The organism is Chitinophaga jiangningensis (assembly GCF_900142605.1).
GTDB lineage: Bacteria > Bacteroidota > Bacteroidia > Chitinophagales > Chitinophagaceae > Chitinophaga > Chitinophaga jiangningensis.
On the sequence record NZ_FRBL01000007.1, the window covers coordinates 545,223 to 559,928 of the forward strand.

At 46.4% G+C, this 14,706-nt stretch carries 10 protein-coding genes; 6 read left to right on the forward strand and 4 right to left on the reverse strand.

What is annotated here, in order from left to right; all coding sequences use genetic code 11:
• Positions 1–85: 85 nt before the first annotated feature.
• The gene (gene recA, locus BUB18_RS20530; RefSeq protein WP_073084632.1) at positions 86–1,099 is read left to right on the forward strand and encodes a recombinase RecA; all 1,014 of its coding nucleotides are present in this window, start codon (positions 86–88) and stop codon (positions 1,097–1,099) included.
• A 643-nt stretch (positions 1,100–1,742) separates the two neighbouring features.
• On the opposite strand, the gene typA is transcribed toward recA, so the two are convergent.
• The gene (typA, locus tag BUB18_RS20535; protein ID WP_073084634.1) at positions 1,743–3,551 is read right to left on the reverse strand and encodes a translational GTPase TypA; all 1,809 of its coding nucleotides are present in this window, start codon (positions 3,549–3,551) and stop codon (positions 1,743–1,745) included.
• A gap of 234 nt (positions 3,552–3,785) precedes the next feature.
• Here typA and BUB18_RS20540 point away from each other — a divergent pair, with 234 nt between their 5' ends.
• Positions 3,786–4,778, forward strand: coding sequence for an alpha/beta fold hydrolase (locus tag BUB18_RS20540; protein ID WP_073084635.1), 993 nt, complete (start codon positions 3,786–3,788; stop codon positions 4,776–4,778).
• Here the strand turns inward: BUB18_RS20540 and BUB18_RS20545 are convergent, their stop codons facing one another.
• Entirely contained in the window at positions 4,779–7,007 is a 2,229-nt protein-coding gene (locus BUB18_RS20545) for a patatin-like phospholipase family protein (protein WP_073084637.1), read from the reverse strand.
• A gap of 62 nt (positions 7,008–7,069) precedes the next feature.
• The gene (locus tag BUB18_RS20550) at positions 7,070–8,113 is read right to left on the reverse strand and encodes a COX15/CtaA family protein (RefSeq protein WP_073084639.1); all 1,044 of its coding nucleotides are present in this window, start codon (positions 8,111–8,113) and stop codon (positions 7,070–7,072) included.
• A 177-nt stretch (positions 8,114–8,290) separates the two neighbouring features.
• Between BUB18_RS20550 and BUB18_RS20555 the strand changes: the two genes are divergently transcribed.
• Positions 8,291–8,734, forward strand: coding sequence for a hypothetical protein (locus tag BUB18_RS20555; protein ID WP_073084641.1), 444 nt, complete (start codon positions 8,291–8,293; stop codon positions 8,732–8,734).
• A gap of 76 nt (positions 8,735–8,810) precedes the next feature.
• Here the strand turns inward: BUB18_RS20555 and BUB18_RS20560 are convergent, their stop codons facing one another.
• Positions 8,811–11,798: a serine hydrolase domain-containing protein gene (locus tag BUB18_RS20560; RefSeq protein ID WP_073084642.1), complete on the reverse strand. Its 2,988-nt coding sequence runs from the start codon at positions 11,796–11,798 to the stop codon at positions 8,811–8,813.
• Between the two features lie 278 nt (positions 11,799–12,076).
• On the opposite strand from BUB18_RS20560, the gene BUB18_RS20565 reads away from it, so the two are divergent.
• The 3 genes from BUB18_RS20565 to BUB18_RS20575 all read left to right on the forward strand — a co-directional run bounded on the left by BUB18_RS20565 (position 12,077) and on the right by BUB18_RS20575 (position 14,669).
• Positions 12,077–12,670 carry an adenylate kinase gene (locus BUB18_RS20565; protein ID WP_073084644.1) on the forward strand — a complete coding sequence of 198 codons (594 nt, stop codon included), beginning with the start codon at positions 12,077–12,079 and terminating at the stop codon, positions 12,668–12,670.
• Between the two features lie 162 nt (positions 12,671–12,832).
• Positions 12,833–13,888, forward strand: coding sequence for a GTPase ObgE (obgE, locus tag BUB18_RS20570; protein ID WP_073084646.1), 1,056 nt, complete (start codon positions 12,833–12,835; stop codon positions 13,886–13,888).
• A 64-nt stretch (positions 13,889–13,952) separates the two neighbouring features.
• On the forward strand, positions 13,953–14,669 hold the full coding sequence (locus tag BUB18_RS20575) for a hypothetical protein (RefSeq protein ID WP_073084648.1): 717 nt from the start codon (positions 13,953–13,955) through the stop codon (positions 14,667–14,669).
• The last annotated feature ends 37 nt before the right edge of the window (positions 14,670–14,706 follow it).

The window sequence follows — 14,706 nt, forward strand, 5'->3', positions numbered from 1 at the left end:
TTTTAGGAAAATCAAAAATAAGTTTTAATTTAGCAGACCAGTTCGTGATTTGCTTATACTTTAAATTTGTAAAAAACTAACTTATATGTCTACAGCCAATGCAGAAAAACTAAAGGCGCTTCGCCTTACAATGGACAAGATTGAGAAAGATTTCGGAAAGGGATCTGTGATGATGATGGGCGAGAAAGCGGAAGCGCCGATGGAAGTAATTTCTACCGGTTCTTTAGGCTTGGATATAGCGCTTGGAATTAGCGGTTTTCCGAAGGGAAGGATCATAGAGATCTATGGACCTGAGTCTTCCGGTAAAACAACCGTTGCAATACATACAATAGCAGAAGCACAGAAGAAAGGTGGTATCTGCGCAATTATAGATGCGGAGCATGCCTTTGACAGCAGCTATGCGAGGAGACTGGGCGTGGATGTGGATGCGCTGCTGATTTCCCAGCCGGATCATGGTGAGCAGGCTTTGGAGATTGCGGATCGTCTGATTCTTTCCGGTGCGGTGGATGTAGTGGTGATTGACTCCGTTGCGGCGCTGGTTCCTAAAGGGGAACTGGAAGGTGAAATGGGAGAAAGCAAAATGGGTCTGCAAGCCCGTCTGATGTCTCAGGCGCTGCGTAAGCTGACTGCTACCATTTCTAAAACCAACTGCTGCTGTATATTCATTAACCAGTTACGTGAAAAGATCGGTGTTATGTTTGGTAATCCGGAAACTACAACCGGTGGTAACGCACTGAAGTTCTATGCTTCCGTGAGGTTGGATATCCGTCGTATGAGTCAGATTAAAGATGGTGATGAAGCTATTGGTAACCGCGTGAAAGTGAAAGTGGTGAAGAATAAAGTAGCACCTCCATTCCGTCAGGCTGAATTCGATATCATCTATGGTCAGGGTATCTCTAAAACTGGAGAACTGATTGACATGGGTGTGGAATACGGTATCGTTCAGAAGAGCGGTAGCTGGTTCAGCTATGACAGCAACAAACTGGGTCAGGGCCGCGATGCAGTAAAACAATTACTGCTCGACAATCCGGAACTGGCAGCAGAAATTGAAGGAAAAATCAAAGCTAAACTCGCTGAACAAAAAGCAGCAGAAGCTTAATAACAAAGAAATCCTCTGACAAATAATACCATAGCCTTAGTACATCACTAAGGCTATGACAAAAATCAACGCCGCATTGCGGCCAGGGAATGCTATTGCCTGATGTAATTGGGTATTAAGGGTAATAGATTCAGTGGGAAATATTTAGTGAGGAGTATTTCAGTGAGAAGTATTATTCCTGTCAGTGTTAGATAAAGATATCCGATAGAGTAGCAAAAATTGTCTGATATACCTGTACAACACCCATCCATTAACCCCAAAACGGTGTATCAGACAATACATCTATCGAAATGAAACTGAAGATCGTTTTAGTTTTAGTAAGCATTGGGTTAGTATGCACATCCCTGCCTTTTCCTGGGCGGGGATTTTTTTTTGCTTTTAAAAACCTGTATTCAACATCCCTGTTTAGATTGATACAATACTAACCAGGGCGAACTTATCGATCTTATCACACAGCTTACCCATCAACGAACGCCAATCAGCGGTTCGCAATCAGCCATATGTAATCCATAGCAGCTCACCGACGGGCAGGGCCTAGGGATTTTTCTCCTGTGCCGATGGCATAAGTGAAACATCCAGACCTCCACATAAAAAAAGCCGGTGGATCACTCCACCGGCTTCCCTATAATATCAGGCTGAAAAATTATGCCTCAGCTTTATAACTCTTAGCATATTTCTTACGCTCTTCCTCATCCAGCATTACTTTACGCATACGGATGTGGTTAGGCGTAACCTCGATGCACTCATCAGGCTGGATGTACTCCATGCACTCTTCCAGTGTCATCAGGGTTTTAGGCGCAATGTTGGTAGCAGCATCACTTCCGCTCGCACGCATGTTCGTCAGCTTCTTACCTTCGTTTGCATTTACTACCAGGTCACCAGGCTTGTTGTTTTCACCGATGATCATACCCTTGTACACTTCTTCTCCCGGATCTACGAAGAAGAATCCACGATCCTGCAGTTTGTCCAGGGAGTAACCGGTAGTAGTACCAGCTTCCTTAGCAATCAGCACACCGTTGTTACGGCCAGGGATTGCACCTTTCCAGGCTTTGTACTCGCTGAAGCGGTGTGCCATTACAGCCTCACCAGCAGTAGCAGTCAACATCTGGGTACGCAGACCAATCAGACCACGGGAAGGAATTTCAAATTCCAGGTGTTGCATTTCACCTTTAGTTTCCATGATCAGCATCTCACCTTTACGACGAGTTACCAGGTCAATTACCTTGCTCGCAAACTCCTGCGGAACGTCTACTACCAGGATCTCGTAAGGCTCAGATTTTTTACCGTCGATGTTCTTAACGATAACCTGTGGTTGACCCACAGTCAGCTCATAACCTTCACGACGCATGGTTTCAATCAATACACCTAAGTGCAGGATACCACGACCGTATACCAGGAAGCTATCCGCATTGTCAGAATCAACAACACGCAGCGCCAGGTTCTTTTCAGTTTCTTTAATCAAACGATCACGCAGGTGACGGCTGGTTACAAACTTACCATCCTTACCAAAGAACGGAGAGTTGTTAATACCGAACAGCATGTTCATAGTAGGCTCATCCACACTGATCACCGGCAGAGCTTCAGGGTTCTCTGCATCAGCAATAGTATCACCAATGTTGAAACCTTCAATACCTACCACCGCGCAAATATCACCAGCTACTACTTCTGTAACTTTTCTCTTACCCAGGGCTTCGAAAATATACAGTTCGCGAACTTTTTGTTTCTTAACAGTACCATCTGCCTGCATTAAGCTAATCCACTGGTTCTCAGAGATAGTACCACGGGCAACTCTACCCACGGCAATACGACCAAGGAAAGAAGAATAATCCAGGGATGTAATCTGCATCTGCAGGGTACCTTCCTCTACTTTAGGCGCCGGAACGTGTTCCAGGATACCATCCATTAAAGGAGTAATATCTTCTGACTGAGTCAGTGAACTGTTGAACCAACCATTCTTACCGGAACCGTAGAAAGTTGGGAAGTTCAGCTGCTCCTCGTTTGCATCCAGGTTGAAGAACAGTTCGAATACTGCATCATGCACCTCGTCAGGACGACAGTTCTCTTTATCCACCTTGTTGATCACCACAATTGGTTTCAGGTTCAGCTGCAGCGCTTTCTGAAGTACGAAACGAGTCTGAGGCATTGGTCCTTCAAAGGCATCCACCAGCAGGATCACACCATCAGCCATTTTCAATACACGCTCCACCTCACCACCAAAGTCGGCGTGGCCCGGAGTATCAATCACATTGATTTTTGTACCCTTATATTCAACAGAAGCGTTCTTACTGAAGATAGTGATACCACGCTCTCTTTCGAGATCGTTGCTATCCATGATCAACTCACCGGATTCCTGATTCTCACGGAATACGTTTGTGTGATGAAGGATTTTGTCCACCAGGGTAGTCTTACCATGGTCTACGTGTGCAATAATAGCAATATTACGAATATTCATATACTTATATCTTTAGCTATCAGCCATTAACAAATTTTCCGCTAATAGCTACAAAATGAGGCCGCAAAGGTACGAAAATGTGGCGAGAATGAAGACCCCCAGCTTTAAATAAATGTAATCATTTGGTCACGTCAGCGATAGGCATTATAAGCCCATGATTTCCAGAAGTTTATATACAACTGATTGTCTTTCATTCTTCTCTGAATCTAAATACCTTTGTTGAAACCATATTTTATGAGAAAATATATCACTTTACTGCTCACTTTGCTATTTACTTATCCTACTCAGGCCCAAAGCATACCCCCACAAAACGCCACCCTATCCAACTATCAATACCCATTCCCGGTGCAATTCCTGGAACTTCATCTACAACAGCAAACACTAAAAATGGCATACATGGACCTGCAGCCACAGCAGCCAAACGGCAAAACAGTGCTCCTACTCCACGGTAAAAATTTCTGCGCCGCCTACTGGGAACAAACAGCGAAAGACCTCAGTAAACACGGCTTCCGCGTAATCATGCCCGACCAGATAGGCTTTGGCAAATCAGATAAACCCAACCACTTCCAGTACACCTTCCAGCAACTGGCACAAAACACTAAAGCCATTCTCGATACCTTACACATCACCAAAGTAGCCGTGCTGGGCCACTCCATGGGAGGCATGCTCGCCACCAGATTTGCCCTGATGTACCCGGAAATGACCGCTCAACTCATACTGGAAAACCCTATAGGACTCGAAGACTGGAAGTTGAAAGTACCATATCTCCCTATAGACCAATGGTATAAAGGTGAACTCCAACAGAACTACGCGAAAATCAAACAATACCAACTCGATAGCTACTACGACGGAAAATGGAATGCCGATTTCGATAAATGGGCGTCCCTCCAGGCCAGCTGGACGCAATCGCCGGATTACCCCGTAGTAGCCTGGAATTCAGCGCTTACGTACGACATGATCTTCACCCAGCCGGTAGTATATGAATTTGAAAACGTCAAAGCCTCTACCCTGCTGATTATCGGGCAGCGCGACAGAACCGCACTTGGCAAAGCCAACGTACCGGAAGCAGTCCGTAAAACCATGGGGAATTATCCGGCGCTGGGCAAACTAACCGCCCAAAAGATTAAAAATGCAAAACTGGTTCCTATTGAAGGAGTAGGTCACCTCCCTCACATTGAGGCCTATACGAAGTTTATAACGCCACTGCTTGCATTCCTGCAACAATAGCTATTGCAGGAGCTTTACCACATAATCCAATGCACTCTGATTGGCTGGGTTTTCAATCGCATTGGCGATGTCCAGCTTCTCCCGACTGGTAAGGTGCCACGACAGTGCAGCCGCTTTGTCGTGGTACTGCGGCACATACTGGAAAATTACCCGGTGAAATTTATTAGGGAAATACCCTTCCATGTAGTTAATCAGGTCGTCCTGGTCAAAATCCTGCATGGCGCTCCAATGCTGCTGCATGGTGAACAGTGGCTCAAACAGCAGATCCGGAAGGTCCTTTGTTTTCTTGATAGGAGAAATATCATTTTTACGGGTATCACGTACCTGGATATACACCACCCCTGATGTGTTTTCGTTTATCCATTCCCGAAAGCTATACAAATAGCGTAAAGTTGTTTGCTGGCCAAAGTTATCCCGGATGCCGGCATCCATCACGTCCACAATAGGATTGCTCGGCAGGAATGCATTGGGCAATACATAAGGAAAGGTTGCGCACATACGAATAGCACTCGTAACCCGCAGCTGAGGCGCATCCTGCCGGGAGAAATACTGCGTAAAGTCCACGCCGTCTATATCCCTCACCTGCCGGGTCGGATACTTATACTCCGGCGCACACAGATAACTGATAGGTAGCGGACTAATCATCAGCCTGCGGCCATCTGCATTGATCGTGGAATTCCAGATCAGCATTGGAATGGTAGCAGTTTCTTCCGCCTGCTTATAATCCAGGATAATTTTATTGAGGATGTTGTCCGTATTCTGGTTCAGTTGTTTCTCAAAGGCATATCCCCTGTCTTTCGCGTAATGGTTATTCCCTATTTTGAAAGTCCAGAAAGGCGCAATGAAATCATTCACCGCCATGGCTGTAAACACAGGATTGAGCAGGTCTTTGGATACCTTCTCCGGATACACCTGGCTCAGCAAATGCACCTGCTGTCCTTGCTGCTGGCGGTAATACAGTTCTCTGAAGTAGGTTGCACCCATCATACCGCCGGAAGCGCCCGTCATCAGCACGGTATGGGGCATCAAACGCCCCTGCAGCAAGCTGTCCAGGCGTTGCAACACATGCATCGACCAGGTGGCGCTTCTGCTGCCTCCACCACTGAAGTTCATCACGATCAGTGGCGGCTTTTTGTCCGACGGAAATTTAGCCCGCCATTTTTTCAGCACCTCGAGGGTTTGTACCTTATCGGAATCTGATCTCTCCCTGGTAAAAAACTGCTGCAATGCCTGGGGACTATATTCCGGGCGCGCCTCCTTTCTTTTATAATCCAGGCCGTATGCCTTATTCCTGTTATCAATGAGGTCGTGCTCCACCATCCAGTTCACCCCAAACAACATCACCAGTAATATTGGGATAGACCAGGTTTGCAGCATATACGAAAACGCACCTGCTACACCAATCAGGAAGGCAAAAAATACCAGCACACTGGCACCTGCCGGTATCCTGAAGGCATTATAATCCATCATACTGGACAGTATCACCATGAAAATCAGCGCACAGCCTACGGTGATAATGGCCGCAAAGTGATGCTGTTTCAAAATGGAATCCAGATAGTGCTTATTGTAGTGGTCTACCTTTCTTGCCCTTCTGATGCGCCAGAAAGTGGAAAAGTAGTTGCTCACCGGCAGCGCATTCTCATCAGGCTCCTGTGTAGGTTTCAGGATGGTACGCAGGAAATTACGCGGATTTCCGAACTTCCTTTCGAGGCGGCGACCAATATTTTTATCTGCATTAAAAAAATAGAAGAAGGAAAAAAAGATAATGAACAGCACACCACTGATAAATCCTTCTGCGAGCAGGAAAATTTCAGGAACGGTGCTCAGTTCCTGATAACGCTGATATTCCCAGCCGCGATACAGCAGGCAAACCAGGAAAGCGAGCGGTATGATGGAGTTATTCAGGCAATAACGAAAGAAAGGCTGGCTGGTAGTAGCCAGGAATTTAAACCGGCCGGTGTGGAGGATAAAAGTAGTGATATGCCAGCTCATGATGAATGTGCCGGTGGCAATCCCCAAAATGGCCGTACTGTAGAAATTCACCTTGCCAAGGTATTCCGGGGCCAGAAATAAGGCATCCCCTCCGAATACCTTGGCAAATCCACCGTTAATGGTGCTGAATAATATCACCCAGAAGATAAGTAGCACCTGGTACTTCCTGAAATGCAGGAGCAGCAGCTGTACAGGGAAAGAATAGTATGTTTTGATAAGCAATAACTTCACCTTCATCGGACGATAATTACAAATAAAAATACGGATTTGCAACTATGAAACCGTATTTATACCCGTAATTATGCCTTGCCTCTGCTCAGGAAGTAGGTCCATACGAGCGAGAGCAGCAGTAGCATACCCACACCCTGGTGGAGTATCGCGTAAGTGATAGGTATGTACGTCTGACTATTCAACAGGGTAAGCACACCGAGCAATACCTGCAGTAATACCAGTAATAAAGGCAGATATCTGATGGCGTGTAACTGTGTATGTGCAGGTACATGCGCTGATTTCATCCACCAGATCACAACCAGCACAGTAATCAGGTAGGCCAGACCTCTGTGGATAAACTGAACAGCAATAGGATTGTGAATAATATCATGGAAGATGTTACCGCTGCTAAACATACCGGTTGGCACCCACGCCCCGTTGATATCCGGCCAGGTGCTGGCATTTAAAGCCGCATGCATACCAGCCATAAATGCACCATAGATCAGTTGTAATACAAGGATTCCCAACAGCCAGCCATTGAGCTTCCGTAATTCCGGTACATGCAGGATCTGCTGCTGCCTTACGCTAAGGCGCATCGCAAACCAGAATACATAACACAGCAACACCAGCGCGGAAATAAAGTGAATAGCCAGCCTGATATGGCTTACGCGGATATCTTCATTATTCAGCCCGCTCACCACCATGATCCAGCCAATAGCACCTTGCAGGCCACCAAGTAAAAATAGTATCAGCATCGGATTGATCATAGATTGATCAATCTTCTTTTTTGCAATGAAAACGATGAAAGGAATCAGGAAAACCACCCCCATGAGGCGGGCCCAGTCACGGTGAAACCATTCCCAGAAGTAGATCTGCTTAAAGTCAGCTAAAGTGAAGTGACTATTCACCAGTTTGTATTGAGCAATTTGCTTATAGCCGTCAAATGCACGCTGCCACGCTTCCTCATTCATCGGCGGGAAAGCACCCAACAAAGGCTGCCATTCGGTGATAGACAATCCTGAACCTGTCAGACGGGTAATTCCTCCCAAAAGTACCTGCACTATCAGCATGCCCACGCCTATATATAACCATATGGCCACCGGGCGATTCTTCTTTATTTGTACTGCTTCCATAAACGTTGCGAAATTAGGACAGAAATCAACATTACCTCCAATTTTCTCACATTATTTTAACAAAGGCGTAATGTTGGCTTAACTCAGCCGTCTGATCTTTGCGTCAGAAAATTAAACGGCACCATTGTATTAGCTAATACTGCCCAATTAAAGCACAAACATTAAAAAATTAATGTCATGAAATTTGTTTTAGCACCCAAAGTGAGCGTGATACTGACAGGAGCTATTTTGTTTGGTACCCTCAATGCAGCAGCACAAGATAACGTGCTCGCTTTCAACAAATTAAAATCCGAGTACCGCACTGAAAACGGCTCGCCGCGAGCAACAACAGCCGTTAACATGCAGCTCAATCAACAGTCAAAAGATGCGCTGTTATTCAGACTTTCAGTAGAAAATCCGGAAAACGAAAAGCTCATCTTATATATCAAAGACAAAAATAATTTTACGCTTCACCGCGAAGTTTTACCTGCAACTGTAAGGTATGTAGGCAGCTACAACCTTGAATCACTGGAAGATGGAGACTACTCCTTCGAAATCAGAAGTGGAAAGAATAAGATAATGGAAAAATTTGTGGAAATCCACACATCCACCGTTGTTAACCGAAATGCCTCTGTAGAATAACATGCTGTACAGCGGCAAAAACAAAAGGACGCCACATTATGTAGCGTCCTTTATTTTTTATGATCAGTCAGATTAATTACATCATTGCTTCATAAAAAACATCCATCATTTTGCCCCTGGTGTTGAGCGCAGATATTTTCGTATTGGCGCCACCGTTAGGATACACGCGGTTACTCAGAAATACAAATACCAACCCGGTAGATGGATCTGCCCAAACGCAGGTACCGGTAAAGCCGGTATGGCCAAAAGTAGCGCCGGTGGCGAGCCTGGAAGGATATCCTTCGTGGCGGCTGGCATTATTTTTTTCGGTTTTATCAAAGCCCAGTCCCCTGCGGCTGATAGTACTGCCGTAACTGGTAAACAGTTCTACGGTTTCAGGCCGCAGGTATTGTTTGTTATTAAACGTGCCTCTGTTGAGCAGCATCTGCATCAATACTGCCAGGTCATGTGCATCTGAAAATAGTCCCGCATGGCCGGCTACTTCTCCAAACATAGCTGCGGTGGGGTCGTGTACATCGCCGCGCAGCAACTGCATCCGGTAAATAGATTCCCGTTCTGTAGGCGCTATCTGTGACAAGGGAAACCTGTTTCTCGGCAGAAACCCGGTTGTTTCCAATCCTAACGGACCATAAAACGTATCCTGTACATACTGGTTGAGAGGCTTACCCGAAATTTCCTCCACTATTTTTCCCAAAAAAATAAAATCCAGATCGCTGTAAACATAACCCTGGCGGGTGTTCAGCTTACTATCCAGTATTTTTTTCCACAGCGTATCCTTGTAGGCATCCATGAGGTAAAGGTTTTCCGCTACCCTGGTGGTGTAGCCGGGTCCGGCGCTGGAATGAAATATCGTAGTATCCGGCTCCCCAGCTGCATTGATCACTTCCTTATAAAAAGGGATATATGCTACCAGCCCAGCCTGGTGCAGCAGCACATCCCTGATTTTCAGGCCAGCCTTATCCGATCCCTGTGTAAAAGGGAGATAGGTGCCTAAAGTGGCGTCCAGGTTAATTTTACCTTCATCATACAACTTCATTACTGAAAGAGTGGTGGCACAAACTTTCGTAACAGAAGCCACATCGTATATCGATTTAGGTGTGACCGGTTCTTTACTGTTGTATTCAAAATGGCCATAGCAGCGGTTAAATACCACTTTACCATTTTTAAGTGCCAGCACTTCACAGCCAGGTGCAGCGCCTCTGCTGATCATATCACTGGCCAGGTTATCGATGCGCAGTAGTGCCTGGGGATTGAGTCCTTCCTTTTCAGGTGTGGATTCAGGTAAACACGTGTATTCGTTAAGTTTATAGGTAACGCCTGAACCTGCCGGGAACGACGGGCATACAGTTACCGGCAGCTTACCTTCCGGTGCCAGCTTGCCGAATAAGATATCTGCAGCCACTTTCTGGGTGGTGGAATCATCTTCATAGGCAGCAATCAGGTGCGGCGCTTCGCAGAAATACTGCAAGGCATATGGATTACCGAAAACGACGGTAGCTGAAGGTAATTCCTGTTGCAACTGCCGGATAATCAGGCGCTCCGCCATGGTGAGGCCGAAGTTGCCGGCCGGGCGGCGACTGAAGTTATGCAGACTGATGATCACTGCTTTATAATCACGCTGGATTTTAGAAACGATCGGCGCAATCTGTTCTACCGTTTGTTTGCTGGTGAATACAAATGCATCCGTTCCGGGTTTAGCCGCTTTCACCGCTTCGATGAAAGCGTTGCTGGCATCTGCACCAACGGCTACCACAGCGAGCTTTTGCTGGGTCATTGCCGGTGAGAAAGGAATCAACTTATCGTCATTGCCCAGCAGGGTAATGGCTTTCTCAGCGATTTTTCGGCGCAGGGAATCAGTTTTAGCATTGATATCTTCTGTGATGTTTCTGGTGTCAATGAACTGCGGTTTGTTAAGACCGAGATTATATTTAGCGCGGAGAACCCGTTTTACGCGGCTGTTTACCTCTTCCTGGCTGATCTGGCCTTTTTTGATGGCCTTGCGGATGGCATCCACGCTACCTTTTGCAGTGGAAGGAAGGATCATCAGGTCGTTACCTGCCAGTAAAGACTGCAGGGACTCCTGGCCTTTGGAATAAAACTTCCCGATACCTTTCATTTCCAGCGCGTCCGTGATGGTGAGCCCTTCGAAGCCCAGCTCTTCCCGAAGCAGCTTGGTAACGGCTTTATAAGAAATAGAAGTAGGTGTATTTGCTTTAGGATCGATGGCGGGAATATAGAGATGCCCGATCATTACAGACCCAACACCCGCTGCTATAGCGGCCCTGAATGGATAAAGTTCCAGGGAGTCCAGCTGCTTACGGGTTTTATTGATAGACGGGAGGTCCAGGTGGGAATCGACGTTTGTATCACCATGGCCGGGGAAGTGTTTGGCACTGGCCATTACGCCGTTATCCTGCATACCCTTGATCATGGCTACACCCATGCGGGCTACCTGGTATTTATTTTCTCCAAAGGAACGGTCGTTAATAACCGGGTTGTTCGGGTTATTATTCACATCCATATCCGGAGCAAAATCAATATGGATACCGATTCGCTTACATTGTTCCGCGAGCAGTTTACCATATTCATACGCCAGCGTAGTATCCTGTATAGCGCCTACCATCATATTTCTGGGTAGGGAGATGACACTGTCGAGCCGCATACCGAGCCCCCACTCTCCATCAATTGCCACGAGTAGTGGCACTTTGGAAATGGACTGGTAATAGTTCGTGAGGTTGGCTTCTCTGACAGGCCCTCCCTGGAAGAAGATGACGCCGCCTACTTTATTATCCTGAATATCTTTTACCACGGCGTTGATATGATCCTGCCCCAGGTTGGAGTGGGCACGTATCATGATCAGCTGGGCAATCCTTTCGTCGGGGGTGAGTGAGTTGAACACACTGTCGACCCAGGCGCTTGCCGGGTCTTGTTTACGAATAGTGGTAGTGCTTTGTGCAACCGTTTTTTTGTCTTTCTTTTTTGTCAATACCGAAGGCGGTACAGGAATCGCACTTCCGGTCAACATCAAGCCTGTAAGTCCAGCAACCAGTAATTGTTTCATCATATCATAAACTTACAAATTCTGGCGCACTAAAACCAGTGGCAATCAACTAATTATTAATATTAATTATATGACTTTGTCAGATTAGAAGTTTATTACTAAATTAGATGTAATGCCATTGAAGATATTTTACTGATTCCACTAGATAATTGAATTGCATTTAGTATTTTTCAAAAAATTTTTAGATTTTTTAATCAATCGTATTTTTAATTACCAAAGCATTCAATTGTTTGTTATATTTGCAACCTTGCGATTTTTAGTAAGTAAGATTTTTAATAAACATGGTCAATCTCATTTTATTTGGCCCTCCCGGCAGCGGCAAGGGTACACAAAGTGCTAAGATTATTGATAAATACGGATTGCTTCACCTGTCAACCGGTGATTTGCTCCGCAGTGAAATAGGTAATAAAACTCCGCTGGGCCTGGAAGCTCAGAAATTCATGGACCAGGGTTTACTGGTACCAGACGAAGTAGTAATCGGTATGATCAGTTCTAAACTGGATGCCAATCCGGAAGCACGTGGATTCATTTTTGATGGTTTCCCACGTACTACTGCACAGGCAGAGGCTTTGGATAAACTGCTCGCATTGAAAAAAACAGCTATTTCTGTAGTACTTTCTCTGGAAGTGCCGGAAGAAGAGCTGATCAAACGCTTGCTGAACAGAGGTTTAACCTCCGGCCGCAGCGATGATGCCAATGAAGAAGTGGTAAAAGCCCGTATCGTGGAATACCACAACAAAACTGCCCCTGTAGCTGACCACTACGCTAAATTTGGCAAGTTTAAAAAGATTAAAGGAGATGGTAGCGTAGAAGAAATCTTCGACCTGCTGTCAAAAGAAATAGACGAACTCCTGGGGGAGAAAGTTAGCTCGTAAGCCCCTGCACCAGGAGCTTTCGGGAACTGATATACAACGCAAAGATTGTTGGTATGCGTGATTTAGCACATGATCCTGTGCTATTTACGTAAACTTCACGATCTTTGCGTTTTATTTTGTGGTTGTATCAGGGGATACAGTCGTTTAAAATCAAGGTCAAAAGTGGAAAAAGCGAACTTCGTAGATTATATCCGTGTATTTTGTAAGTCTGGTAAAGGCGGTGCCGGCAGTATGCATTTCATGCGTACTAAATTCAATGCACAAGCCGGTCCTGACGGTGGCGACGGTGGCCGTGGAGGGCATATTATCCTCCGTGGTAACTCTCAGCTCTGGACGTTGCTCCACCTCCGCTGGCATAAAATGCTGCTGGCAGAGAACGGGGAAAACGGCAGCGGCGATAACTGCACCGGACGTTTCGGTAAGGATATTATCATTGAGGTTCCTTTGGGCACCCAAACCCGCGATGAGGAAACCGGCGAAGTAGAAGCCGAAATCCTCCACGACGGCCAGGAAATCATCTGGATGCCTGGTGGCCAGGGTGGCCGCGGAAACGCCTACTTTAAGTCCGCTACCAACCAAACACCTGAATATGCCCAACCAGGTATGCCGGGCATGGAAGGCTGGAAAATCGTAGAACTCAAGGTGCTGGCCGATGTTGGGCTGGTAGGATTCCCGAACGCCGGAAAATCCACCCTCCTTTCTACTATTACCGCCGCTAAACCTAAAGTGGCCGACTATGCCTTCACCACCCTCACGCCACAATTGGGCATGGTAGAATACCGCGATAACAGATCCTTCTGTATCGCCGACCTGCCAGGGATCATCGAAGGTGCCCACGAAGGGAAAGGACTCGGACACCGGTTCCTGCGCCATATCGAAAGAAACTCCGTATTATTATTCCTCATTCCTGCCGATAGTGCCGACCACCGCAAAGAATTTGAGGTGCTCGTCAACGAACTGGAACAATATAATCCTGAATTGCTCGACAAACAGTTTCTGCTGGCCATCAGTAAAAGCGATATGCTGGATGATGAACTGAAAGCCGCTATATCTGCCGAGCTGCCTGAAGACGTACCGCATGTATTCATTTCATCAGTTACCAACCAGGGACTGACAGAACTGAAAGACATCCTCTGGAACGCTCTTTCCGCCGATGCCAACCGAATCCCTGATACCCGGGTGCAAGAGGAAGAAGAAGACGAGGCCGATGCAGAGTAAAACTGTCGCAGTCAAACGAGGATATTAAAACTAAACATGTAATGGTTTAATATTCCCCCGTATCATGAAAACTTACTACCTAATGGCAGCCCTATTGCCAGCATGCTGCGCCTGCCATTCATCCGCCCCTCCCAAACAGGAGAGAGCGGTGCAGATCGACACCATGGAACTGGTAGCTCCGCCAGCCAGCCAGGCTACCAGGGTCGCTTCAAATGAGGTATCGGTGGCCAACACCGACAGTACCACGTATATACGCTTTGGCAGCTCCTATCTGTCGCTCGACTGGCTCCAGCCCACGCCGGACCATAACGACTTTGAGCTCCACCCGGATACGATCTACCTCACCCTGAAGCATCCACATACCCTTGAAGGGCAGATGCTCACCTTTACCTCCCCCGGTAATGCTAAAATCAGTGTATCCCAACGGTACGAAACCAGTGCCATCATTGATGGAAACCCGATCCATGTACTCAGGAACTGGCGACACTTTAAATCGGACTGGGAAACACTGATACCCGAGGCAGATAACTTCTTCATATGTAAAAAATATACGCACGAACAAAAAAGACAGTTCCCGGTCACCTCACCACTGGAACTTCAGCAATACGTTTTTAAGCATCTTGGAAAGGATATCTACAGCAAAATTGCTGCTATCAGCAGCTTTCCACAGGCCCCCTGTAAAGTGGCCATATCCCGGTACTATCTTAAAATCTCCGGGATGCTGCAACATAGCTCGGAAAATATCAATAAACTGCTGATCATCGATGTGCCTTTTAAATAAGGCGGACTTGTATATTTACTTAAATTGATTCTCCCCC